Origin of the sequence: Reyranella soli (assembly GCF_007992495.1) — a bacterium.
Classification (GTDB): domain Bacteria; phylum Pseudomonadota; class Alphaproteobacteria; order Reyranellales; family Reyranellaceae; genus Reyranella; species Reyranella soli.
Genome location: NZ_BKAJ01000038.1, coordinates 50759 through 75706 on the forward strand (window position 1 = coordinate 50759; position 24948 = coordinate 75706).

Consider the following 24948-nt stretch of genomic DNA (forward strand, 5'->3'; position numbering starts at 1 on the left):
GGAGCCGAGCCCCTCGACTTCGCTCGGGACAGGCTACGCGAGGCGTAGTGGAGGGACCTATTCTTGTTGCGGCAACAACCGAAAAGGTCCCTTGACTACGCCGCCCGCCGGGCGGCTTCGCTCGGGATGACGGAAGACCGTCAGCCCTCTTCCTGGAAGGCCTCCTGGCGTGCCTTCTTGATACTGGGCAGGGCCATCAGGATGAGCAGGAGCGCAGTGGTGATCAAGAGGCCGAGGCTGATCGGCCGCTCGATGAACACCATCGGATCGCCACGCGATAGCAGCATGGCGCGCCGGAAGTACTCCTCCATCTGCGGACCCAGCACCAAGCCCAGCAGGAACGGTGCGCCCTCGCAGCCCAGCCGGACGAAGACGTAGCCCAGCACGCCAAAGATCGCGACCATCAGCACATGGAACGTACTGTTCTGCAGGCTGTAGGCGCCAATGCAGCAGAACAGCAGGATGGCCGGGGCGAGGAAGCGGTAGGGCACCGTCAGCAGCTTCACCCACATGCCGATCATCGGCAGGTTGATGACGACCAGCATCAGGTTGCCGATCCACATCGAGGCGATCATGCCCCAGAAGAGATCCGGCTTCTTGGTCATGACCTCGGGGCCGGGCTGGATGCCCTGGATGATCATGGCGCCGACCATCAGCGCCATCACCGCGTTGGACGGGATGCCCAGGGTCAGCATGGGGATGAACGAGGTCTGCGCCGCGGCGTTGTTGGCCGATTCCGGCGCCGCCACGCCTTCGACCGCGCCTTTGCCGAAGCGCTCGGGCGTGCGCGAGATCTTCTTCTCGAGCGTGTAGGACGAGAAGGCACCGAGGGTCGGGCCGCCACCCGGCAGCACGCCGAGGGCCGAGCCGAGCAGCGTACCGCGCAGCACGGCCGGCCAAGCCTGTCGCATCTCCTCGCGCGTCGGCCATAGCGAGCCCACCTTGATCGTGCCGCCGCTGCGCGCCAAGTGTCGTTCAAGGTTGACCACGATCTCGGCAATGCCGAACAGGCCCATGGCGATGGGCGCGAAGTCGATGCCGTCCGAAAGCTCGGGAATGTCGAAGGTGAAGCGCTGGGCGCCGGTGTTGACGTCGGTGCCGATCAGGCCGAACAGCAGGCCGAGGAACACCATGGCGATCGCCTTGATGACCGAGCCGCTGGCCAACACGACGGCAGCCACGAGGCCGAGCGCCATCAGCGAGCAGTAGTCGGCCGGCCCGAATTTCTGGGCCATGCGCGTCAAAGGTTCGGCAAACAGCACAATGATCAGCGTACCGACGGTGCCGGCGAAGAACGAGCCCACGGCCGAGATCGACAGCGCCGCGCCGGCGCGGCCCTTGCGCGCCATCTGGTAGCCGTCGAGACAGGTCACGACCGACGCCGATTCGCCCGGCAGGTTGACCAGGATCGAGGTCGTCGAGCCGCCGTAGGAGGCGCCGTAGTAGATGCCGGCCAGCATGATCAGCGAGGCGGTCGGCGGCAGATGGAAGGTGATAGGCAGCAGCATGGCGATAGTCGCCACCGGGCCGATGCCGGGCAGCACGCCGATCAGCGTGCCGAGCATGCAGCCCAGCAGCGCATACATCAGGTTCTGGAAGGAGACGGCGACGCTCAGGCCGAGTGCGAGATTGGCAAGAAGGTCCATGTCACCAGATCCCGCGCACGATGTAGATGTTCATTCCGAGTCCGACCTTGAAGACCACGGTGCAGAGGATCGCCAGCACCACCATGTTGCCGATGACCTCAGTGAGCTTGAATTCCTCGCCGCCCAGCGAGGCGATCAGGACCAGCACCACCAGCGACGGCAGGAGGCCGGCACGCTCGAACAGCAGGGCGAACAGCACGATGCCGATCGTCACCATGGTGATCGGCTTCCACTTCGGCGCCTCCACCGGATCGTCGGCATCCGCGCCCGGCCGGCCGAAGATCGACACCAGGATCATCAGGATGACGACGTCGATCACCAGGATGGCCGAAACCATGAACGGGACGGTCATGGTCTTGAAGGCCTGCTGGTTGGCGGGTCCCAGGATGCTGTTGGCGATGAAGTTCTGGCCCCAGGGGATGAGCGAGAAGGCGAAGACGGCGACCGAAAGGCCGGCCACCGGGATCCAGTAGCGTTCCTTCTCTGCCCGGTCGGCGGTGCGATAGAGCGTCGCCAGCACGATGATGCCGCCGAGGCTCAGCAGGATGAAGGAAAGCATGCGCGGCACGTAGCCCGGCCCCATGCGGACCGGTGTTCCCAGCGCCAGCTTCTGGCCGAAGTACAGGGCCACTATGCCGAAGGCGATGAACATCAGCCCGGACAGTAGGTCCTTGCTCAGGAATCGAGTCAACGATGCCTCCCCAGCACTCTTCCAAAAAAACGACGTGTTGTTGGGCCCAACCCAAGGCCGGTTACAAGCGCTAAATAAACACAATTCCGCCGCGTTGCCCAAGCGCCATTTCATACGCAGCGCAATCGACGTACCGCCGGGACCGCGTGTTACAAGGCAAAGAGGCGGCGCAAATGCGTGGCCGGCGTGCCCAACGAGCGGCAGCCCGCGATGGGCGCGACAAAGAGCGCAGGCAAATCAGGCGTCGTGCGATCATCACGTCGAACAACGCGAACAGTGGCGCATCATTGTTCTGACGCAGCCGTCAGGGAAGCCGGTACGACGTCGGCTCGGTTGGTGACCCGGGGGCATGGGTCGCCCCCGGATCAGCCAACAAGGCCGCCAATGGTCGATGTTGCATGCGCTGGGAGGGGCGAGCAAACTCCGGCCAAAGTAAATGATCGTTCAGGGGCTTCGGTTGGCGCGAAAAGGGGCAGAGTACGTCGGCACGATGGAGGTGCAGGAGAAGCACCGTTTCGACGAGCGGTCGCTCGCCCGGTTCATGGCGACCCATGTCGAGGGCTTCGTGCCGCCCGTGAAAGCCGAGCAATTCAAGGGCGGCCAGTCCAACCCGACTTACCGGCTGACCGACGGTGCGGGCCGGCGCTACGTATTGCGGCGCAAACCGCCTGGCAAGCTCCTGCCGTCCGCCCATGCCGTGGACCGCGAGTTCCGGGTGATCTCCGCCCTCAACAAGACCGACGTGCCGACGCCCAAGGCCTATGCCCTGTGCGAGGACGACAGCGTGGTCGGTACCGCCTTCTACGTGATGGAATATTGCGACGGCCGGGTGCTGTGGGATCCGCTTTTGCCGGAGTTGCCCAAGGAAAGCCGGCTCGCCATCCATCGCGCCAAGTTCGAGACCCTGGCCCGGCTGCATGCCGTCGACTACGTCGCCCTGGGCCTGACCGACTTCGGCCGGCCGGGCAGCTACGTGGCGCGCCAGATCTCGCGCTGGGGCAAGCAATACAAGGCCTCCGAGACGGAGAAGATCGAGTCGATGGACCGGCTGCTCGACTGGCTGCCGGCGCATCTGCCGGCTGACGACAAGACCGTGCTGGTCCATGGCGACTATCGCCTGGACAACATGATCTTCCATCCGACCGAGCCCAGGGTGCTGGGCATCATCGACTGGGAGATCTCGACGCTTGGCGATCCGCTGGCCGAGCTCTCCTATCTCTGCATGCTGTGGCGCACGCCCAAGGACTGGGGCGGGCTCAAGGGGCATGACCTTGCGGCCCTTGGCCTGCCCACCGAGCGGGACATGGTGGCCTATTATTGCGAGCTGGCGAAGCGTCCGCTGCCCGATCCGGCGCTCTGGGAATTCTATATGGCCTACAACCTCTTCCGCGTGTCGTGCATCCGCCAGGGCGTCTACGCCCGCGCGCTCGACGGGACCGCCTCCAACGTCCGCGCGGCGGAGTCGGGCAAGCTGGTGCGGCCGGCCGCCGACCTCGCCTGGCAGATCGTCGACGGCATGGCGGGAGGCGCATGATGAGCAAGCGCAGCAAGCCCGTGCGCGTCGTCGAGCCGCCCGCCACCGTCGCTGCCGAGCGCGATCCGCGGCCGCCGGTCGAGGCGATCCGCGCCGCCGCCTTCACCCAGTTCGCCGAGCGCGGCTATCCGGTGGTGACGGTGCGCGACATCATGAAGGCCTGCGGCCTGACCCAGGGCGCGCTCTACAACCACTTCAAGTCCAAGGACGAGCTGCTGCACGACATCATCGCCTCGACCCAGGGCGAGCTCGAGCGCATTTGCCAGCAGGCGGTGGCGGGGGCGGGCGACGATCCGCGCGCCAAGCTCGCTGCCTTCGTGCGGGTCTATGTCGTCCGCCATTGCCGGCTCAGGGTCGAGGCGCTGGTCGCCAACCGCGAGATCAGCTGGCTGGGCGCCGAGCGCGTTGCCGACATCCGCCGCAGCAGGCGCGCCATTCGCGACATTCTGGTGACCATCCTGCGCGAGGGTGTCGATCGGGGCGTGTTCGACCCGCCGCAGATCGACGGCCGGCGCGACCTCAAGGCGATGGCCATGGCAATGCTCGATCAGTGCACGCACGTCTCGATGTGGTACGGTCCCGGCGGCGCCTTCAGCGAGGAGCAGATGGCCAAGCTCTATGCCGACATGGCCCTGCGTGCGGTGGGCGCCAAGCCGCAGTGACCTTTTCGACGGGTGTCAGATGTCCGTGCGCCTGAAAGCGCTTCTGGTCGGTCTTCTTCTCGCAGCCGCCTGCACGCCTGAGCAGGCGGCCACGGCACCACCGACAGCGCGGACGTCTCAGCCGATGGCGATGCTCGCCGACGGCGCGGTGCCGGCCGATCGCTGGCGCGTGGTGCTGATCGCCGGCGACAACGACAGCCCGGCTTTCGACAACGGCGTAGAGGCGATGCGCGCCAAGCTGATGGCGCGCGGCGTGCGGAACATCCGCGCGCTCACCTCCGATCCGGGCGCCAATCCGTCGCTGCCGGTCGCTACGGCGGCGAACGTGTCGAGCGCCTTGCGCACGGCCGGTGGCGAGGCCTGCCTCGCCTTCATCACCAGCCACGGCGACGAAAGCGGCTTCGTGCTGAAGCAGGCGCGCGGCACGGTGAGCCCGGCGACGCTCGACAATGCGCTCGATGCCGGCTGCGGCGCGCGCCCGACGGTCGTCGTTGTGTCGGCCTGCCACAGCGGTGTGTTCCTGAGCTCCGGCATGCGCCAGCCCAACCGCATCGTCTTGTCGGCGGCCGCGGCCGACCGGGTGAGCTTCGGCTGTGGCGCCGGCGATCAGTACACCTATTTCGACCAGTGCCTGCTGCAGCAGTTCGACGGCGCATCGACCTGGCAGCAGCTCGCGGCGACGACCAAGACCTGCGTCGAGAACCTCGAGCGCCGCATGGGCATCCAGCGCCCGTCGCTGCCGCAGACCTTCATCGGCTCGGGCGTGGCCGACCTCAGGATCCCGGGTCGTTGATGGGAGCGCGGGCCTCCGGCCCGCTCATGATCATGATGCGGGCCGGAGGCCCGCGCTCCCGCTAACCCCCAATCACCGCAGTGAAGTCACACGTCACGTGGTTGGCGGCGTTCTGCGGCAGGGCCAGCGTGTGCCGCGCCGGACGCGACTCCGGATCCGGGAACATCGTCGACCATTCGCCGTTCAGCGCCTTGCGGCCGGTCGCCGGGTCCTTCATCCAGAAGTTCACCTTGATGATGTCGTCGACCGTGCCGCCCGCCGCTTCGACGCAGAGCTTGATCTGCTTGAAGATGTTGGTGACCTGCGCATCGAGCTCGGGCGGCATCTGGCTGGTCGCGGGATCGCGGCCGCTGATGATGCTCGACATCAGGATGTTACCGATGCGGCTTGCATTGGGGATCGGGTTCTCGTGCTTGAACCCGGGATAGTTGATGCTCTTGCGCTTGGCCATTGCGGTAACTCCGTTCTCCGTTTCACTTACTGTCGGGCGCTCAAAAGCTCGCCGAACACCTCGAAGCGCTCGCCGTTGAAGCGTTGCAGCGCCATCTCTTCCATCGGCTGATAGTCGGTCGGGCTGGTCGTCATGTTGATGCCCTTGAGCAGCATCGCCGGATGGAAATCCTTCAGGTTGGCGGCCTGGCGCATGACGTTCTCGCGCGTGAGGTTGTCGCCGCACTGCTTCAGGACCTGCACCATGGCCTGCGCCTGGATGTAGCCCACGACGTTCTGCGGGTCCTCAAGGCTGCCGGCGGGATAATACTTCTTCATCCACCCCACCCATTCCAGGAACTCGGGATCGTCCTTGTACTGGGGATCGGTCGGATCCTTCACGAACGCCGCCGAGACGATGTCCTTGGAGGCTTCGATACCGGCTGGCCGCATGACGATGCCGATCGAGGCGGCGGGGTTGTCGATGAACTGCAACGGCTTCCAGCCGAGCTCGTACGCCTTGCGGATCGCCTGGACGGCGAATTTGGGCGTCGTGATGTTGAGGAAGACATTGGCCTTGGTCGAGGCGAGGTCGATGATCTGCGAATCGACCGTGGCGTCGGTCACCTCGTAGCTCACCTCGCGCACGATGATCGCGTTGGCCTTGTCGCCCAGCCTGTCGCGAAAGCCCTTCAGGAAATCCTTGCCGAAGTCGTCGTTCTGATAGAGCACGGCGACCTTGGGATCCTTGACCTCCTTCAGCATGTAGGTGGCGTAGATACGGGCCTCGGCCTGGTAGATCGGCGTCAGCGTCATCGTGTAGGGGAAGTTCTCCGGATCGTTCCAGCGGCTGGCGCCGCTCGCCAGGAAGAGCTGCGGCACCTTCTTGCCATTGAGGTACTTCTGCACCGCCGCGTTGGTCGAAGTGCCGAGCGAGCCCGAGATCGCCAGCACATGGTCCTGCTCGATCAGGCGGCGCGTCTGCTCCACCGTCTTGGGCGGGCTGAAACCGTCGTCGAGCGAGATCATGGTGATCTTGCGCCCGTTCACGCCGCCCTGGTCGTTGATCATCTGGAAGTAGGCGATTTCGGCCTTCGCCAACGTGATGAATCCCGACAAGGGTCCGCTGTAGGGCATTGTCTGGCCGAGCTTGATCTCGGTGTCGCTGGCGCCCGGATCGTACTTCTTCTGCGCCAGGGCGGGCGTGGCCAGCAGCGCGAGTGAAAAGAACACCGTTGCCGCCCTGCGGACGATTTGCATGGTTTCCTCCCAATTTTGCCGCGGAGCATGGCACCATGCCGCGAGATAATCGACTGCAAAGGGGGAAACGATGGCGCTCGTAAACTATGAACGCGACGGCCAGGTCGTCACACTGACGCTGAATCGCCCCGAGAAGCTCAACGCCTTCTCCGACGAGCTGGTCGGCGTGCTGGGCGACGCGCTGCACCGCTTCGACACCGACGACGAGGCGCAGATCGCCATCCTGTGCGGCAACGGCCGCGCCTTCTCGAGCGGCGCCGACGTGCAGCAACGCCAGCTGCGCAGCCGCGAGGAATTCCTGAAGCTCGGCGGGCCGCAGGGTCGCGGCACGCACTCCGCCGACCTTCTGACCAAGGCAGTGAACTGGAAGCCGGTGATCGCCGCCGCGCACGGCTATGTGCTGGGCCTCTCGGTCGGCATCGTGCTGGAGTGCGACCTGATCGTGGCCGAGGAGGGCACGCAGTTCCAGATCACCGAGACCTCGCGTGGCCTGGGCGCCGGCAAGTACTGGGCGCTGATGCACTATCGCGGTGGCGGCGCCTTCACCATGGAAGCGGCGCTCACCGGCCGCTTCTTCACCGCCGAGGAGGCCCACAAGGCCAACCTGATCAATCGCGTCGCGCCCAAGGGCAAGTATCTCGAGGTGGCGCGCGACCTGGCGGAGCAGGTGCTGAAAAATCCGCCGCTCAGCGTGCGCTCGACGGTGCGCATGCGGCGTCACTACATGGATCGGCTGAGCCGCGAGGTCATGTTCATGGGCGCTCCCGAGAGGCTTTATCTCAGCGAGGATTTCCAGGAAGCTGCGCGCGCCTTCGCCGAGAAGCGTAAGCCGGCCAAGTTCAAGGGACGCTAGACATGAAGAACAGCAGCGATCGCATCCAGACCAGCCACGCCGGCAGCCTGCCGCGGCCCGACGACCTGATCGAGGCCAACGCCAAGCGCGAAGCGGGCACGGTCGATGAAGCGGCCTTCCAGAAGAAGCTGACGGAATCGGTGGCCGACGTCGTGCGCCGCCAAGTGGCCGCCGGCATCACCGTCCCGGGCGATGGCGAGTACGGCAAGTCGATGGGACACAAGATCAACTACCGCGCCTGGTGGAGCTACTCGTTCTCGCGGCTGGCCAATCTCAAGGTGAAGGGGCTTGGCCTCTACGATATGCCGGCCCACCGTTCGTCGCCGGGCAACACCGTGCTGTCGAGCTTCGCCGACCGGCGCGACCGCCAGCGCTTCGCCACCGCCTACAACGACCCTGAGTCCGGCGTGTCGACCGGGCCTCGTGCGCACGACTGGCCTTTCTGCGTCGGGCCGTTGAGCTACATCGGCCATAAGCAGATCGCGGCCGACATCGCCAACTTCAAGGCGGCGCTCGCCGCCAGCGGCGCCAGCGAAGGCTTCATGACCTCGATTGGGCCGGCGAGCTGCGCGCGCATCGGCAACGAGCACTACAAGAGCGACGATGAGTTCGTCTTCGCCTGCGCCGACGCCATGCGCGAGGAATACAAGGCGATCATCGAGGCGGGCCTGGTGCTGCAGATCGACGATCCGGCCATCGCCGAGAATTTCGACCAGATCAATCCGGAGCCGACGGCCGAGGACTATCGCAAGTTCACCATGCCCAAGATCGAAGCGCTGAACCATGCACTGCGCGGCCTGCCGCAGGATCGCATCCGCTTCCATCTCTGCTGGGGCAGCTGGCATGGCCCGCACACGACCGACATCCCCATGCGCGAGATCGTCGAGCCCATGCTCAAGATCAATGCGGGCGCCTACTCCTTCGAGGCCGGCAACGTGCGTCACGAGCACGAATGGGCGGTGTGGAAGGACGCCAAGCTGCCCGACGACAAGCTGATCCTGCCCGGCGTCGTGAGCCACGCCACCAACGTGGTCGAGCATCCCGAGCTGGTCGCCGAGCGCATCGGCCGCTTCACCAAGCTGGTCGGCTGCGAGCGCGTCATCGCCTCCACCGACTGCGGCCTGGGCGGCCGCGTCCATCGCGACATCGCCTGGGCGAAGCTCGAGACCTTGGCGCAGGGTGCCGCGATCGCGAGCAAGCAGCTCTTCTAAGGGAGCGCGGGCCTCCGGCCCGCTTATGAAATTATGAAGCGGGCCGGAGGCCCGCGCTCCCAAGAAGAGTCTCAGCCATCTCGCGCAGCTTGGTACGCTGGATCTTGAAGCCGTTGGGCGAGGGCGTCTTGGGGAAGTCGTCGATCGGGAAGATGCGCATCGGCACCTTGTAGTTGGCGAGCCCGAGCTTGCAGTGCGCGATGGTCGCCGCCTCGTCGAGCGCCGCGCCGGGTTCCAGGATCACGAAGGCCACGGCGCGTACGCCCTCAGGCCGCGGCACGGCGACGGTCTGGCATCCCGTGATGCCCGGCACCTTCTGGATGTGCATCTCGATCTCGAGCGGATTGACCAGGAAGCCGGAGAGCCGCAGCACGTCGCCCATGCGGCTCAAGTAGGTGAAGCCGCCGCGGCCGTCGAGCTGGCCGAGGTCGCCGGTGCGGACATAGCCATCCGGTGTCATCGCCGCCGCCGTCGCCTGCTCGTTGCCGTAGTAGCCGACCATCAGCGACGGTCCGGCCATCTCCAGCATGCCCGGCTGGCCCGGCTTCAAGAGCTCGCCGGTCTCCGGATCGCGCACGCGCACATGGGCGAGCGGCGAGACCGGAACGCCGCCGCCCGCCTTGCGCTTCGCCACGGGCAGGTTGAGCGGCTGCCGGGAGTAGAGCGCCTGGACCTCGCTCATGCCGTAGAGGCCGACGAGCCGCAGGCCGCGCGGCTGGGCGCGCTCGGGCAGATCCTCGAGCGAGGCGTTGAAGGCGGCATAGCCTGCCCACTTGATCGAGCGGAACGGCCAGCGGCCCGGCATCAGCTCCATCAGCCGCTGATACATGTCATCGCTGCCGAACATCGTGGTCGGCTTGTGCTCGGTGATCAGCCGCGCGATCTCCTCGATCTCGTAGGACTCGACCAGCACGCTCGGCTTGCCGGCGGCGAGAGTCGCCAGCGTCTGGTTGAAGCCGAACACGCCGCACAGCGGCAGGATGGCGAGCGACAGCGTTTCGGGCGCGGTGAAGCCGAAGCTCCGCGCGACCTGCTGGGCATGGCCCGCGATCGCGCCCTGGCGATGCAGCACGAACTTGGGCGAGCTGGTCGTGCCCGAGGTCGTGAAGATGTTGCAGGGTGCGCGGGCCGAGGCGTGGTTGCCGGCGAACTGCGGGCGCGACAACAGGCGGTCGAAGGGCACGCGCCTCCGATGCTCGATCGCCGGCGGCACCGGTTCTGGCGTCTCGCCGATCGTGACGATGGCGGCCAACCGGTCGAGCGCTTCGTGCTCGATGCCGGCCAGGATCGACAGGAAGTCGATGCGGCGGAAGGCCGGCGCGCAGGCCAGCACCTTGGCGCCCGAGCGGCCGACGATGTCGGCGACCTCGACGGCGCGATAGCGCGTGTTGACCGCGACGGCGATGGCGCCGAGCCGGGCGCAGGCGAAGTAGAGGATGGGATAGGCCGGGATGTTGGGCAGCCACAGCGCCACGCGATCGCCCGGCCCGACGCCGAGATCGGAGAGGCCCTGCGCTGCTCGCGCCGAGCACTCGAGCAGCTCGGCGAAGCTCAGCCGCCGCTCGCCGTGGATGAAGGCGGGCGCGTCGGGAGTCTCATCGGCGACATCGGCGAGCAATGTCCAGACGTCGGCAGCAGGATGGGCAAGCGACATGGCGCGCGGAGACTACCTGAAGCTTGTTTCATCTCAAGTCGCCGCGTTCTTGACCCGGCACGGTGCTTGCTGGAGGCTCGCATGAGGGATGGGGGTGTCGTGATGCTGCGTCGAACTCTGCTTGCTGCTCCGCTGGTGCTGGCCGCCGCGCCGGCTCTTGCGCAATGGGTGCCCAAGCAGCCGATCAAGATCCTGGTCGGCTACGCGCCGGGCGGCACCGCAGACATCGTAGCGCGGATCGCCGCTGACAGCATTTCGCGCCAGCATGGTTACACCGTGATCGTCGACAACAAGACCGGCGCCGGCGGCTTCATCGCCCTGAAACAGGTCGGCGAGGCCAAGCCCGACGGCTACACGGTCGGCATCGGCATCATGGGCCAGCTCGCGGTCGGGCCGGTCGTGCCGGGCTCGCAGATCCCGCTCGATCTCGACAAGGAACTGACGCCGATCTGCAATCTGGTCGGCGTGCCGATGGCGTTGATCGTGCGCATGGACGCGCCGTTCAAGACCATTCCCGAGCTCGTCGCCTACGCCAAGGCCAATCCAAGCAAGGTCACCTATGCCTCGACTGGCCTCGGTTCCACCAACCAGCTCGGCGCCGAGCTCTTCGCGGCGGAAGCGGGCGGCCTGAAGCTTACTCACGTGCCGTATCGTGGCGGCGCGCCGGCGATCGCCGACGTGGCGGGCGGCAACGTCGATCTGTTCTTCGCCAACGTGTCGGAGATCATGGGCATGGCGCGCGGCGGCAAGGTGCGCGTGCTGGCGCTCGCTTCCAGCCGGCCGACGGCGCTGGCGCCGGAACTGCCATTGCTGACCAAGGACATCCCGGCCCTCGACATCAACAACTGGTTCGGCCTGGTCGGGCCTGCGGGCTTGCCCGCCGACATCAAGGACTCGCTGGCCAAGCTGTTTCTCGCTGCGATGGCAGATCCCGCGAACAAGGAAACACTCGACAAGCAAGGCCTGATCGCGCTGGGGCAGGGCCCGGACGCGTTCGCTGCCTATATAAAGCAGGATCGTGAACGCTGGGCGAAGGTGGTGAAGCACGGCAATATCAAAGCGGAATGAGTACGGCACCGCTTTCCCTCGGCATCGACATCGGGGGCACTTTCACCGACCTCGTCATCCACGATCCGCGTGACGGCCGCGCCGTCATCTGGAAGGAGAGCACCACGCCCGACGATCCGGCGCGCGGCGCCCTTCTAGGTACGCGACGCGTACTGGCCAAGGCCGGCGCCAAGCCCGAGCAGGTCGGCCGCGTCGTGCATGCGACGACGCTGTTCACCAACGCCCTGATCGAGCGCAAGGGCGCCAAGACCGGCCTGCTCACGACCGCGGGCTTCCGCGACGTGCTGGAGATCGGGCGCGAGCGCAAGTACGAGCTCTACGACCTCTTCATCGAGATGCCCAAGCCGCTGGTCGCGCGGCCGTGGCGGCGCGAGGCCAAGGAGCGCCTGGCGCAGGACGGCACTGTCGAGATCCCGCTCGACGTCGATGCCGCACTGGCCGAGGTCGCCGATCTGGTGAAGCAGGGCGTCGAAAGCCTCGCCATCTGCTTCCTGCACGCCTACGCCAATCCCGCGCACGAGCGCGCCATCGGCGCTGCGGTCGCCGAGCGTTTTCAGAACCTCTCGATCTCGCTCTCCTCCGACATCGCGCCCGAGATCCGCGAATACCTGCGCGCAAGCACGACGGTGACCAACGCCTATGTGCGGCCGCTGGCCGAGGTCTATCTCGAGCGCCTGGAGCAGGCGCTGCGCAGCGAGGGCATTCCCGGCGGCCTCTTCCTCATGCTGTCCAACGGAGGCCTGACCCATGTCAGCGAGGCCAAACGCGCGCCGGTGCAGCTGCTGGAAAGCGGCCCGGCGGCGGGCGCGCTGGCCGGCGCCTGGTTCGGCCGCAATGCCGGGCTCGAGCGCGTGCTGGCCTTCGACATGGGCGGCACGACCGCCAAGCTCGCCCTGGTCGACGACGGCGAGCCGCTGGTCGCCTATGGCTTCGAAGCCGCACGCGAGAAGCGTTTCCTGCGCGGCTCGGGCCTGCCGATCCAGATCGCCACCGTCGAATTGATCGAGATCGGCGCGGGCGGCGGCTCGATCGCGCGCAAGTCCGATCTCGGCACGCTCAATGTCGGGCCCGAGAGCAGCGGCGCGCAGCCGGGACCGGCCTGCTACGGCCGCGGCGGCACCGAAGCGACCGTGACCGACGCCGACCTCACGCTGGGCTATCTCAACGCCGACTTCTTCCTGGGCGGCGCCATGAAGATCGATCGCGCGGCGACCGACGGCGCGTTCAAGCGGCTGTCGGGCACGCTCGGCGTCGAAGCGGGCCGCGCCGCCTTCGGCGTACATGACGTCGTCAACGAGAACATGGCGGGAGCGGCGCGCGTCGCCATCGCCGAGCGCGGCCGCATCCCGGCCGAGTACGCGCTGCTCGCCACCGGCGGCGCGGGGCCGGTCCATGCCTGGCACGTTGCGCGCAAGCTCGGCGTCAGTCGCGTCGTCTGTCCGCCAGGGGCGGGCGCGGGCAGCACCATCGGCATGCTGATGGCGCCGGCGCGCGTCGATCGCGTGGCGAGCTTCAACGTGGCGCTGGCCAGCGCGGATTTCGCTGCGGTGAAGCGGACGTTCGACGGCCTGGAGAAGGAATCGCTCGACGTCTTGCGCCTCACCGGCGCGGACATCGAGCGGCGCGCCGTGCGGCACCTCGCCGACATGCGCTACATCGGGCAGGGCAGCGAGATCACGGTCGCGCTGCCCGAGCCGCTCACCGAGGCCGGCGTGAAGGTGGCGTTCGAGGCGGCCTACAAGGCATTGTTCGCCCGCACGCCGCCGGGTGCGGCCATCCAGTTCGTCGCCCTGCGGCTCTCGGCCAGCGCGCCGATGCCGGGCAGCGGCGGCGCGCTGGAACTGCCGCGTCATCCGTCGGCCGAGGCGCTCAAGGGCACGCGGCCTGTGTTCTTTCCCGATGAAGGCAAGACGCTGCCGACGCAGGTGTGGGATCGCTACGCGCTGCAGCCCGGCGTCACGGTCGACGGCCCTGCCGTGTTCGAGGAAGACGAAAGCACCTTCATCGTCGGTCCCGGCGCCAAGGCGCGCCTGCTGGCCGACGGTTCCATCCTGGCGGAGGTCGGCTGATGGCGACGCCAAAGAAAAACAGAGAGTTCGATCCCATCGAGCTGGAACTTCTGTGGCGCCGGTTGATCTCCATGGTCGACGAGGCGGCTGCCGCCATGGTGCGCACCAGCTTCTCCACCTTGGTGCGTGAGAGCTATGACTTCTCCTGCGTCATCACCGATGCCGCGGGGCAGTCGCTGGTGCAGGCGTCGGAGAGCATCCCGAGCTTCATCGGCACCCTGCCGGAGACGGTGAAACACTTCCTGCGCTTCTTCCCGCCCGACCAGCTCGCGCCGGGCGACGTCCTGATCACCAACGACATCTGGCTGGGCACCGGCCATCTGCCCGACATCACGCTCGCCAAGCCGATCTTCCTGGATGGCCGCTTGGTCGCCTTCAGCGCCACGACGGCGCATGCCCCTGACATCGGCGGCAAGATCAGGAGTCCCGAGCCGCGCGAGGTATTCGAGGAGGGGCTGCAGATCCCGCCGATGAAGATGATCGCGGCCGGCAAGACCGACGAGACGCTGGTCACCATCATCCGCAAGAACGTGCGCACGCCCGACCAGACCATGGGCGACCTGTGGGCCCAGGTCGTGGCGCTCGACCTGATGGAAGACCGCCTGCGCAGCCTGATGGAAGGCTATGGCCTCGCCGACCTCACCGATCTCGCGCGCGAGATCCAGGGCCGCTGCGAGATGGCCATGCGCGCCGCGATCCGCGAGCTGCCCGACGGCACCTACCGCAGCGAGCTCAAGACCGACGGGCTGATGGAGACGCCGATCACGCTCAGGATGGAGCTGACCATCAAGGGCGACGAGATCATGATGGATTTCGCCGGCACCGACCGCCAGGTCGATCGCGCCATCAACTGCGCGCTTTGCTACACCAATGCCATGGCGATGTACGGGGTGAAGGTCTGCACCAGCCCCAACCTGCCCAACAACGAGGGCGCCTGGCGGCCGATCACGCTCAAGGCACCCGAGGGCTGCATCGTCAACCCGCAGTTCCCCGCGCCGGGCGGCTCGCGCATGCTGATCGGCCACTACGTGCCGATGCTGGTGTTCGGCTGCCTGGGCCAGATCGTCCCGGAGCGCGTGATGGCGGCCTGCGGTTCGCCGATGTGGGGCATGAACCAGTCAGGGGTGCGGGAAGGCGGCAAGCCCTACGCCAACATGTTCTTCTACAACGGCGGCATGGGCGGCAACACGCGGGGCGACGGCGTGACCTGCCTCAGCTGGCCGTCCAACGTCAGCTCGACCTCGATCGAGATCAGCGAGCACATCGCGCCCTTGCGCTTCCATCACAAGAAGCTGCGCCCCGACTCGGGCGGCGCCGGCCGCCATCGCGGTGGCCTCGGCCAGGAGATCCTGATCGAAAGCCGCAGCGACACGCCGATCGCCGTGTCGTTCCTCGCCGAACGGACTCTCTTTCCCGCGTTCGGCATCGAAGGCGGCAAGGACGGCGCGCCGGGTGAGCTGCGCATCAACGGCGCCAAGACCGATCCCAAGAAGCAGTACGTCGTGCACAAGGGCGACACGATCTCGCTCGGCACGCCGGGCGGCGGCGGCCACGGCGATCCGCGCCAGCGCGATGCGGCGGCGCTCGCTGCTGACGTCGACAGCGGCTATGTGACGGACCGCACCGCCTACGGCTAGACGATGACGCGCGCGCCCACATCGGCACCGTTCACCCCGGAGCGCTACGGCTCGGCTGCAGCGCACTACGAACGAGGCCGGGTGCCGTACGCGCCAGAGCTGATCCGCCGCGTCGCCGAGGTCACCGGCCTTGGCTCGCAGCACCGTGTGCTCGATCTCGGCTGTGGCCCGGGCCCGCTCGCCCGAGGCTTCGCGCCGCTCGTTCGCGACGTGATCGCGATCGATCCTTCTCCCGAGATGCTGGCCGAGGCCCGCGCGCTGTCCGGGCAGGCGGCAAACATCCACTTCGTCGCCGGCAGCTCCTACGACCTCGATCCGGCGCTGGGGAGTTTCCGCCTTGCCGTCATGGGCCGCTCCTTCCACTGGATGGACCGCGTCGACACGCTGAAGCGCCTCGACCGGATGATCGAGCCGGCAGGGGCGGTGGCGTTGTTCTACGACACCGCGCCGGCGATCCCGGCAAATGCCTGGCGCAAGACCTGGAACGGCATCCGCGAGCGCTACGAGCCCGACACCGGGCCGCACGACCACGATCCCAACTGGATACGCAACGAGGCGATCCTGCTCGACTCGGCCTTCGCTCGCCTGGAGCGCTTCGGCGTTGTCGAGCGCCGCTCGATCGACGTCGAGATGCTGGTGCATCGGGCGCTCTCGATGGGTTCCACGTCGCCCGCCCACCTCGGCGAAAACATGTCGACCATGGTGGCGGAGATCCGCGCCGCGCTCGCCGACGTACGCGAGGAAGTCGTGGAAACCGCCGCCCTGGTGGCATGGCGGATCAGGGTTGGTATTTGAAGACCCTGCCGCCCTTCATCACGAACGCCATTCGGCGCAGCGCGGTCGCGTCGGCAAGGTAGTCGCCGCGCATCGCGACGATGTCCGCCGTCATTCCCGGCGCAATCGTGCCGATCTCGCTGCCGAGATTGAGCGATTCGGCTGCGAGCGACGTCGCCGAGACGAGCGCCTGCATCGCATGCTGGCCGCCGAACTTGATGCGGTACAGCAGTCCTTCGGCATTGTGGCCGTGGGCACCCGCGGTGGCATCGCTGCCATAGACGATCTTCAGGCCGGGTACCTTGAGGGATCGCATGAATTCCTCCGGCGGCTTCGGATTGGCGATCAGCTTTTCCATCATCGCGAACGCCTCCGCCGTGTAGTTGCCGACACCCAGGTACTTGTCCTTGTTGGCAACGTAGTTCTCGGTGACCACGCCGACCGTCGGATCGAAGAAGGTGCCTTTGGCCGCCATCAGGGCCAGCGCCTCATCGGTCATGCCGCCGGTGCCGTGTTCGATCGCCGTGCACCCCGCCTGGACCGCCATCTTCACGGCAGACGTATAGGCGTGAACGACGCTGCGCAGGCCCTGGCTGTTGCATTCGCCGCAAATGACGTCGAGCTGGGCTTGCGTGAGGGTGGGTCGCGACCCTTCGCGCACGCTCGTCGAGGCGAAGATCTTGATGGCGTCGGCGCCGCGCGCCTTGAGATCGCGCACCATGGCCCGCAGCTCCGGTTCCGGCTGCACGGTCTGTCCGGGCTGATCGTAGCGGAACCATTGCAGCGAGGTCAGCAGTCGCGGCCCCGGCACTAGGTTGCGCGCCCACGCCTCGCGCAAGGGGAGATCCCACGCGGTGCCCGGTCCCAGGCTCTGCACCGTCGTGAAGCCGGCCTCGAGGATGCGCACGCCGTTTTCCACGCCGAACAGGACCGAGTCGGGCACGGGCTCGTCCTGTCCGACGAGCCGGTTGTCGATGAAGCGATCGTGGCTGAAGTGGTAGGTCACGTGAACGTGGGTGTCGATCAATCCCGGCGCCACGGTCATGCCGTCGAGATCGTAGACCTGGGCTCCTTGTGGGACCGGCCCGCCAATGCGTTCGATCTTGTCGCCGGAGACGACGACCACGGTGTCTCGCAGCGTCCCGCCCTTGCCGTCGAGCAGGGTGGCGACCTTGAGAGCGATCGGCCGCTTGGGTTGCGGCAGCTCCCAGGTGAGCGGGGGCTGGTTCGCGACGCCCAGCAGCGCTGCTGATGGGTGAGATTGCACTGAGTTCATGTGCGCGACCTCACAGCTCAGGTGGCCAGCCCGATCGCTCGGCTCGACGCAAAGACGACTTTACGATCAGGCGATGGAAAGGCGCGATTCCCGCGATATAGGCCCGCCCTCCCAGATGATTGAAGGTCACGACCGTTGTGGCGACAAGGCGGCGGCACAAAGCGGACTCTTCAACCAAGACGGACAAACGGAAGTCGAGATGGCGATCGTCCTCGCCAAGAATGATCTCATGACGACGCCGATCGTAGACCCGGAAGAAATCGATCCTGTCGGTCGCAACGTCATTGCGCAGCTCGGACGATGTCTTGAGACCAAACCCCGCGACCAAAGTGTCCCTCAGGGCCACCAGCCAGCCGACCCACCGCGGTTGGCCCATAAGCATATGGGCGGCGAGGCGCTCGGCGTCGCCCGTCGCATTGCTCGGCAGATCGATCGCGAATGCGTCGGCGAAGCCCGCCTTGGCGTAGAGCGGCTTGAGCAACGAACGTTGCGGCAAATCGACTCGAGCAACGCGGGCCATGGATGTTCCGCCCGGACTGAATGGAAGCGAAGAGGTGGTGGAGACCAAAGCACGAGCGGGGCTCTCCATCAAGCGGCGAGGCAAACGGGCAGGTCGGTGTCCCCTTGTCCAAAGCTAGAAAATGTTCTCCGGCGCCACGCCGAGCATGACCTGACCGACCGTCTCGTAGTGCAGTATGCGCCCCTGGCCCTGTTGCGCGACCGTGTCGATGTCGCGCAGACGGCGTTCGAACGGATTCTCCTCGAATACCGCCCACGAGCCGCAATGGTGAAACAGCGTATTGACGATCTCCCGCGACGACTGAATGGCCCAGGTGGAGGCGAGGCGCAGGCGGGTCCGTTGATCGAGGTCCATCTCGCCGCGTTCCTCGATCGTCTCGAACGCTTCGTCCGCCGCAGCGTGAAGGAAATAACGCGCAGACCGCCACTTCGCCTCGGCCTGCGCCACGTCCGACTGGACGACGTTGTTCTCCACCATAGGCTTGCCCGCGCCGCCGCGAATCTTTTCCCGCGGCAGGCCCAGGAACGCGTCCATCGTGCCACGGGCAATGCCAAGGGCCACGCCACCGAACCCGATCGAATAGAGCTGGGTACTGGTGAAGCGGTAAAGCGGGCTGTCGCTCCGGCGGTCGCGCCGATCGTCGCGATAGATGGCGCGCTCGTGCGGAATGAACAGATTGTCGACGGAATACTCGTTGCTGGCCGTGCCGCGAAGTCCCAGCGTGTGCCAGATATCGTGGAAGGTGGCGCTCGATTTGGGATACAGGAACGTCTTCGTTTCCTTGGTGCCCGCCACCCGCACATGCGCGCCAAGCCAGGTGGCGTTCTGACTGCCGCTCATGAAGCGCCATTTTCCAGTGAGGCGGTACCCGCCTTCCACGGGCGTGGCTTCGTAGGGTGAACCGGGCGGTCCCCAGGCGACGATCCCGTCCGGCCTGCCAAAAATCTCCTGGGCGATGTTCGGATGGAGATAGGCGCTCGTGGTCGAGCAGCCGTTGCTTTGACACACCACCCACCCGGTGGATCCATCCGCAGTGGCAAGCGCTTCGGTCACTTGGGCAAAGATCGAGGGTTTCAGCTCCATTCCGCCAACGGACTTGGTCTTCAGCATGGTGAAGAATCCGCCGTCGATCAGGGCTTTGACGACGGGCTTGGTGAGCTCCCGGATTTCGTCGTTTTCGTCCGAGGCCGCGGCGATCAGGGGCGTGAGATCTCGCGCTTTCTGTACCTGCGGATGGACGGTCGGCATAATGTGTGTCTCCTGCTCCGCGAACGCGCGGCTTGATTGATTACCGACGGGCCGGACGCTCTGGTCAAGCGATGGCAACGCAGGGCTGCTATAGTCGGCCCATGACCGCGCGCCTCAGCAACCTGTCCCCAACCAGGATCGAAAAGCTCGAGACGTTCCTGATCGAGCGCTGGTGCCTGCTGCGCATCCACTGCGAGGACGGCACGGTCGGCACCGGCGAGGCAGGCGTACACGGCTGGCCACGGCCAACCGCCGCCATGATCGACGAGATGACGTCCTATCTCGTGGGGCGTGACCCCTCGACGATCGAGCATCACGCGCAGGCGCTGCAGCGGCACTCGCACTTCATGGGCGCGCTGGTCGGCGGCGCCATTTCGGCGATCGACATCGCGCTCTGGGACATCAAGGCCAAGCGCTACGGCGTGCCGATCTACGAGCTGATGGGCGGCAGGACGCGCGACCGCGTGCGCTGCTACATGCACGCCAAGGGCGACACGCTCGATGAGCTGGTGGCCGATGCCGTCGCCAAGAAGCGCCAGGGTTTCACGGCGATCCGCTTCTCGCCTTTTGCGCCCGACTATCATCTGCGCAAGTCCTTCGAGGAATGGGTGAGCGAGGCCGAGCGCCGCGTCGGCGCGGTGCACGAGGCGCTCCAGGGCGACGCCGACATCTGCATCGAGCTGCACCGCCAGATGAACCCGGCCGAATCGATTGCGCTCGCGCAGCGCCTGAGGAAGTTCCATCCGTACTTCTATGAAGACCCGATGCTGCCCGACAGTCCGGCGATGATGGGCGATGTGCAGGCGCGCAGCGGGTTGCCGGTGGCGACGGGCGAGCGCTTCTCGTCGATCTTCGAATTCCAGGAGCTTCTGGCGAACAACGGCTGCGCCTACGTCCGGCCCGATGTCTGCCTCTGCATGGGGCTCACCGGCAGCAAAAAGGTGGCGGCGATGGCCGAGGCGCACCACGTCAAGGTGATCCCGCACAATCCTCTGTCGCCGATCTCGACGGCGGCCTGCGTGCAGCTCGACGCCTGCATCCCGAACTTCGCGCTGCAGGAATACACGGGCGAGTCGGATCCGCCCAAGCGCGACATGGTCGTGCAGCCACTGGTGTTGAAGGATGGTTATCTCGAGGTACCGGATGCGCCGGGCCTCGGCATCGAGTTGAACGACACCGCCCTGGCGCGGCTCAGGCTGCGCGAGGTCGTGACCGAGCCGCCGATCGGTCGCGATGGGTCGGTGCAGGATTGGTGACAGGTGCGGCAAGGATTTGTCTCAGGCCAACTTCGGCGGGAAGCAGACACGCGTGCTGCGCGGTTCATTCCTCCCCAGCGAAGCTGGGGAGGTGGCCCCCATTTCTCCATGAACAGAGGCCGGAGGGGTCATGGGCAGCAGTACTGATGCCCATGACTCCTCCGCCCTCGTGTGACGAGGGCACCTCCCCACGCTTGTGCGTGGGGAGGGAGTGATTCAAGCAGCGCGGACTATGCTCTAATCGATCTTGACCTTCGCCGCCCTGACCATCGGCACCCACTTCTCGGAGGGCGAAGTTTGCTAGATGCCCAATCGCTTTCCGGTAGAATTGGGGATCATGCCGGCAATCCGCACGATCTCTGAATTCTTGTTGGCGCTTTTCTTGTCGGCGATGCCCATGGTCGTCCACGCGCAGACCGGGACGTCTTCTGCCGCGCAGTCCTTGCCTCCAGGCATCAATGCTCAAGTGGAAGCGCTGCTGCAACAATCCGCCAGGCTCGAGAGCGCAGGCAAGCCGGCGGATGCGGAGGTGGGATATCGGACGGCCGTTGCCGTAGCCGAAAGCATCATCGACCCGCGAGAGAAGGCCGAGCTCGCACGAGCGCTCGTTTGGCAAGCGTACTTTCTCTCCAGGCAGAAGAGGCACGACGAGGCTTGGGCTGTCGGCGAGAGGGCGTTGCATCGATACGAACAGGTCGTGGGCCCGCAGGATCCACGGACCGCAAAGGCTCACGTAATGCTGGGCGCATTCGCCAACAGCACACGCAACTTCCAAAAGGCCGAAGCGCATCTTCGCATCGCGCTGGATGAGTATGACCGCGATCCCGCCGAGGGACGCCGAGTCGAGGCCGGGACTGCTGCGCTGAATCTTGCCTTCGCTCTCCGGAGCCAACGGCGCTTTGACGAAGCTGAGCAAGCCCTGAAAAAGGCAATCGACATACGGGAACGCACCACCCCTCGCGATCAGGTCGGCATCGCAAACGCCTACCAGTCGCTAGCGATCAACAGCATAGCTCAGGGGCGTACCGCCGACGCAGCAGCTGCCTATGAGGCGGCGATCAAGGCCGCGGAAAACCTCCGAGGGCCCCAGATTGCCGTGCTCGCGACGATGCTGCTTGGTCAGGCGGGACTTCTTCGAAGCCAGCAGCACTTTGGCGAGGCCCGATCGGCGGCCGAACGGGCGCTATCTTTGCGCGAGAACCTTTTGGAGACAGATCATCCGGCTGTCGTCTCTGCCCTTGTCGAGCTGGGAAGGATCGCCTTGGCCCAGGGCGATCGCGCCGGGGCTGATACGCAATTCAGCTCGGCGTTGCAAACTTACCATCGCCATCCAGTCCAGGAGAGCGCAGTGGCCGCATCGATGGCCAGCTATCAATTGACGGCGTCTTTGAGACTGGAACGCCGCTTCCCGGAAGCGGAAAAAATGATTCGAGACTCCATCGCTCTTCGCGAGACTGTCTCGCCAGGCGATGAGACGAGTCTTGCCGCCTCATATCAGTTGCTCGCTCTTGTTTGTGCCGACCAGCGCAAGCTCGCGGAGGCTGAAACCGCATTCAGGAAGGCGATCGACCTCTACAGTCGCGCGCTCGGACCCGACCGGCCAGAGGTGGCGTATCTGTATCAATGGCTTGGCGATGCATATTTCGCCGCCGGTCGATATCGCGACTCCGAGGCGCCGCTTCGGACGGCCGTCGGCATACTTTCGAAACACGACGATGTGCTCGCCTTGGCAACCGCACAAATTCATCTCGCCGTCACCTATCGCTATCTGCGGCGTTTCGAAGAGTCCGAAGCACTGGTGCGTCAGGGTCTCATGGCGCGTGAACAGAAGCTGCCAGCCGATCACCCGTTTGTCGCGGATGCCCTATTCAACCTCGGTGCGGTGCTGCGATGGCAGAACAGGAATGCCGAGGCTGAACCCTTGCTGCGGCGCTCGCTCGCTATTCGTCTGAAAGCGTATGGTCCTGACAACCAGCATGTCCTTGCAGACATGAACGCTCTCGCGCTTGCCCTGGATGGAATGGGCCGATCAACCGAAGCGGAGCCACTGTTCCGGCAGGCGCTTGAGGGACGCGTGAAACTGCTCGGCGCCGTGCATGAGGAAGTCGCGGATACCCTGGTGAGCATGGTCTGGAGCTTGCGGCGTCAAGGCCGCTTCGCCGAAGCCGCGGAGCTTGCCGAGAGGCCGCTCGAGATCTATCGCAAGAGTCTCGGACCCGACCATCCTTTCAACATTCGCGCCTTGCTTCCGCTGGCGACGATCCACCAGGAACGAGGCGAGTTCGACGAAGCAGAGCGCCTGTTCCGCGACGCCCTGCGCATCCGCATCTCGGTTTACGGCGCCAACGACATCTCCGTGGCCGACAGTTACGCCGATCTGGTCAGGCTGTCCGTCGCGCGTCGCCAGTTCGAGGAAGGTGCCGGTTACGCATCGAAGATGTTGGCCGTCGTCGAGCAAAAGTTCGGCGCCGACGATCCGAGGATCATTCCGGCAATGACCGTTTATGCCGAGCTTCAGACATTCCTCGACAAGCTGGACGCTGCGGAGCAGTTGCTTCGTCGCATGCTCGCAATCTGCGAACGGACATACGCGCCTGATTCGCTTGCTGTCGGTATCGCCTTGTCGAACATGGCTTATCTCTATCGGCTGCGCGGCAAGTACGGCGACGTTGGGCAGTATTACGAGCGGCCCCTCGCGATCTATCGCAAGATCTTTGGCGATCGCCATCCCGTGGTCGCGAATTCGCTGAACTGGCTCGCCCAACTCCGTATCGGCCTTGGGCATCCCGAGGAAGCCGAAGCGCTCTATGACGAGGCTGCCTCCATTCTGGTCGAAGCGTACGGGGCCGACAGCCCGGCCCTGAGTGGAGCGCTCAACAACAAGGCACTTCTTCTGAAGCAGCTGGGGCGCCACCAGGAAGCTGAGAAAGACTATCGGAAGGCAATTGAGTTGCTGCGCAAGGGCTCAGGCAAGCCTACCCCATCGCTCGCGCTGGTTTTGGTCAATCTGGCAATCCTCTGCGAGACCACAGGCAGAGATGCCGAGGCGGCCGCTCTGATGAAGGAAGCAATCGGCATCTATGAGCAATCATACGGCCCGGATCGCATGCCGCCGCTCGTTCCGGGGCCAATGCTGCCACCGCCGCCGGAGCGGACGTAGCCTGGCGAAACGGGTTCTCGCCGTAGCGGAACAGGGCGATTGAACCTCCCGGCAGCCGCCGTTACGCTCGATACCGGTTGCATGGGAGGAAAAAAGATGAAGATGTTTGCCGCCGCCGGACTGGCGTTGAGCGCGATTGCCTTCGGAGTAGGGACGAGCGCATGGTCGCCCGCGAACGCGCAGGCTCAAGCCGCCACCGCCAAGCTCTGCGACAATCCCCGCCAGATGGATGGCTTCAAGACCTGCGCCAATCTCGAGAAGGCCAAGGCCGAGGGCGCCTTTGTGCTCTATTCGACCGATCCCGAGCAGGGCCAGGTCAAGCTTCTCGCCGCCTTCAACAAGATGTTCCCCGAGATCAAGACCAGCTACGTGCGCCTGCAGGCGGGTGCGCTCTACGCCAAGGTCCTGTCCGAGCGTCAGGCCAAGTCCTACCTGGTCGACGTCATCCAGATCTCCGACATGGGCATGATCCTCGACTTCCAGCGGCGCGGCGGCTTCCGCCAGTACATCTCGCCGCAGATGGACGCCTTCAAGCCCGAGTACAAGAGCAAGCCCGAGGGCTTCTGGACCTGGGGCTCGATCATCATGGCGGGCATCGCCTACAACCCCAACAACGTTTCCGCGGCCGAGGCGCCCAAGACGTGGCAGGACCTTCTCGATCCGAAGTGGAAGGACGCCATCAACGTCAAGGTCTCGAACTCGGGCCTGCAGCACGGCGTATGGTACGTGCTGAAGCCGATCCTCGGCCTCGAGTACTTCAAGAAGTTCGCCGAGAACAAGCCGCGCGCCTTCGACTCCTACGTCCAGCAGTACGGCCGCCTGGTCGACGGCCAGGACAAGATCATCATGGGCGCGCAGTACTCGGGCTACATCGAGTTCAAGGCCAAGGGCGCGCCGCTCGCCTTCGTCTTCCCCGAGACCGGCGTGCCGGCGGTGTCGGAGACCTACGGCATCGTCCAGGACGGCCCGCATCCCAACGCCGCCGAGCTGTTCATGGACTGGTTCCTCGCCCCCGTGGGCCAGCAGGCGCTCGCCGACGCCCTGCTGCTGCATTCGCCGCGCGCGGACGTGCCGCCGCCGGGCGGCGGCGTGGCGCTGAAGGACATGAAGCTCCTGTTCCCGGCCGACTGGGACGCCTTCGAGAAGGACCGTCCGGACTTCGCCAAGGAGTGGGACCGCATCGTCGGCGCCCGCCGCTGAGCCGGTC

At 65.8% G+C, this 24948-nt stretch carries 20 protein-coding genes; 12 read left to right on the forward strand and 8 right to left on the reverse strand.

Features of this window, described 5'->3' with window-relative positions:
• Window positions 1–140 precede the first annotated feature (140 nt).
• A complete protein-coding gene (locus RSO01_RS13230) occupies window positions 141–1646 on the reverse strand; it encodes a tripartite tricarboxylate transporter permease (protein WP_147149568.1) in 1506 nt (501 codons plus the stop codon).
• Window position 1647: 1 nt separating this feature from the next.
• Complete coding sequence (locus RSO01_RS13235; RefSeq protein ID WP_170303030.1) at window positions 1648–2337, reverse strand: tripartite tricarboxylate transporter TctB family protein; 690 nt, start codon at window positions 2335–2337, stop codon at window positions 1648–1650.
• Between the two features lie 490 nt (window positions 2338–2827).
• Between RSO01_RS13235 and RSO01_RS13240 the strand changes: the two genes are divergently transcribed.
• Genes RSO01_RS13240 through RSO01_RS13250 form a run of 3 tightly spaced genes read left to right on the forward strand, consistent with a single transcriptional unit; the run spans window position 2828 to window position 5326 of the window.
• A complete protein-coding gene (locus RSO01_RS13240) occupies window positions 2828–3871 on the forward strand; it encodes a phosphotransferase (RefSeq protein WP_246158386.1) in 1044 nt (347 codons plus the stop codon).
• Complete coding sequence (locus tag RSO01_RS13245; RefSeq protein WP_170303031.1) at window positions 3871–4533, forward strand: TetR/AcrR family transcriptional regulator; 663 nt, start codon at window positions 3871–3873, stop codon at window positions 4531–4533. The genes RSO01_RS13240 and RSO01_RS13245 overlap by 1 nt, the downstream gene beginning before the upstream one ends.
• Window positions 4534–4552: 19 nt before the next feature.
• Entirely contained in the window at window positions 4553–5326 is a 774-nt protein-coding gene (locus tag RSO01_RS13250) for a C13 family peptidase (protein ID WP_170303032.1), read from the forward strand.
• A gap of 61 nt (window positions 5327–5387) precedes the next feature.
• Here the strand turns inward: RSO01_RS13250 and RSO01_RS13255 are convergent, their stop codons facing one another.
• Together RSO01_RS13255 and RSO01_RS13260 are read right to left on the reverse strand one after the other, a co-directional pair.
• A complete protein-coding gene (locus RSO01_RS13255) occupies window positions 5388–5777 on the reverse strand; it encodes a RidA family protein (protein WP_147149573.1) in 390 nt (129 codons plus the stop codon).
• A gap of 26 nt (window positions 5778–5803) precedes the next feature.
• The gene (locus RSO01_RS13260; protein WP_147149574.1) at window positions 5804–7015 is read right to left on the reverse strand and encodes an ABC transporter substrate-binding protein; all 1212 of its coding nucleotides are present in this window, start codon (window positions 7013–7015) and stop codon (window positions 5804–5806) included.
• Window positions 7016–7085: 70 nt separating this feature from the next.
• On the opposite strand from RSO01_RS13260, the gene RSO01_RS13265 reads away from it, so the two are divergent.
• Window positions 7086–7868 (forward strand): enoyl-CoA hydratase/isomerase family protein, encoded by a 783-nt coding sequence (locus tag RSO01_RS13265; RefSeq protein ID WP_147149575.1) that lies wholly within the window; start codon window positions 7086–7088, stop codon window positions 7866–7868.
• A gap of 2 nt (window positions 7869–7870) precedes the next feature.
• A complete protein-coding gene (locus RSO01_RS13270; RefSeq protein WP_147149576.1) occupies window positions 7871–9079 on the forward strand; it encodes a cobalamin-independent methionine synthase II family protein in 1209 nt (402 codons plus the stop codon).
• A 31-nt stretch (window positions 9080–9110) separates the two neighbouring features.
• Here RSO01_RS13270 and RSO01_RS13275 read toward each other — a convergent pair whose 3' ends face one another.
• Entirely contained in the window at window positions 9111–10733 is a 1623-nt protein-coding gene (locus RSO01_RS13275; protein WP_147149577.1) for an AMP-binding protein, read from the reverse strand.
• Window positions 10734–10814: 81 nt separating this feature from the next.
• Between RSO01_RS13275 and RSO01_RS13280 the strand changes: the two genes are divergently transcribed.
• From RSO01_RS13280 to RSO01_RS13295, 4 genes are read left to right on the forward strand one after another with little or no spacing between them, the layout of a single operon-like run.
• Window positions 10815–11801, forward strand: coding sequence for a Bug family tripartite tricarboxylate transporter substrate binding protein (locus RSO01_RS13280; RefSeq protein WP_170303033.1), 987 nt, complete (start codon window positions 10815–10817; stop codon window positions 11799–11801).
• On the forward strand, window positions 11798–13870 hold the full coding sequence (locus RSO01_RS13285) for a hydantoinase/oxoprolinase family protein (RefSeq protein ID WP_147149579.1): 2073 nt from the start codon (window positions 11798–11800) through the stop codon (window positions 13868–13870). The genes RSO01_RS13280 and RSO01_RS13285 overlap by 4 nt, the downstream gene beginning before the upstream one ends.
• Window positions 13870–15507 carry a hydantoinase B/oxoprolinase family protein gene (locus RSO01_RS13290; protein ID WP_147149580.1) on the forward strand — a complete coding sequence of 546 codons (1638 nt, stop codon included), beginning with the start codon at window positions 13870–13872 and terminating at the stop codon, window positions 15505–15507. Before RSO01_RS13285 ends, RSO01_RS13290 begins: the two co-directional genes overlap by 1 nt.
• Window positions 15508–15510: 3 nt before the next feature.
• Window positions 15511–16302, forward strand: a complete 792-nt coding sequence (locus RSO01_RS13295; RefSeq protein WP_147149581.1) for a class I SAM-dependent methyltransferase — start codon at window positions 15511–15513, stop codon at window positions 16300–16302.
• On the opposite strand, the gene RSO01_RS13300 is transcribed toward RSO01_RS13295, so the two are convergent.
• The 3 genes from RSO01_RS13300 to RSO01_RS13310 all read right to left on the reverse strand — a co-directional run bounded on the left by RSO01_RS13300 (window position 16286) and on the right by RSO01_RS13310 (window position 19325).
• Entirely contained in the window at window positions 16286–17557 is a 1272-nt protein-coding gene (locus tag RSO01_RS13300) for an amidohydrolase family protein (protein WP_147149582.1), read from the reverse strand. The genes RSO01_RS13295 and RSO01_RS13300 overlap by 17 nt on opposite strands.
• A 10-nt stretch (window positions 17558–17567) precedes the next feature.
• A complete protein-coding gene (locus RSO01_RS13305) occupies window positions 17568–18077 on the reverse strand; it encodes a DUF2867 domain-containing protein (RefSeq protein WP_147149583.1) in 510 nt (169 codons plus the stop codon).
• Between the two features lie 114 nt (window positions 18078–18191).
• On the reverse strand, window positions 18192–19325 hold the full coding sequence (locus RSO01_RS13310) for an acyl-CoA dehydrogenase family protein (protein ID WP_147149584.1): 1134 nt from the start codon (window positions 19323–19325) through the stop codon (window positions 18192–18194).
• Window positions 19326–19426: 101 nt separating this feature from the next.
• On the opposite strand from RSO01_RS13310, the gene RSO01_RS13315 reads away from it, so the two are divergent.
• From RSO01_RS13315 to RSO01_RS13325, 3 genes are all read left to right on the forward strand, one after another.
• Window positions 19427–20581 (forward strand): mandelate racemase/muconate lactonizing enzyme family protein, encoded by a 1155-nt coding sequence (locus RSO01_RS13315; protein ID WP_170303034.1) that lies wholly within the window; start codon window positions 19427–19429, stop codon window positions 20579–20581.
• 304 nt (window positions 20582–20885) lie between these two features.
• Window positions 20886–23741: a tetratricopeptide repeat protein gene (locus RSO01_RS13320; RefSeq protein ID WP_147149586.1), complete on the forward strand. Its 2856-nt coding sequence runs from the start codon at window positions 20886–20888 to the stop codon at window positions 23739–23741.
• Between the two features lie 96 nt (window positions 23742–23837).
• A complete protein-coding gene (locus tag RSO01_RS13325) occupies window positions 23838–24941 on the forward strand; it encodes an ABC transporter substrate-binding protein (RefSeq protein WP_170303035.1) in 1104 nt (367 codons plus the stop codon).
• The last annotated feature ends 7 nt before the right edge of the window (window positions 24942–24948 follow it).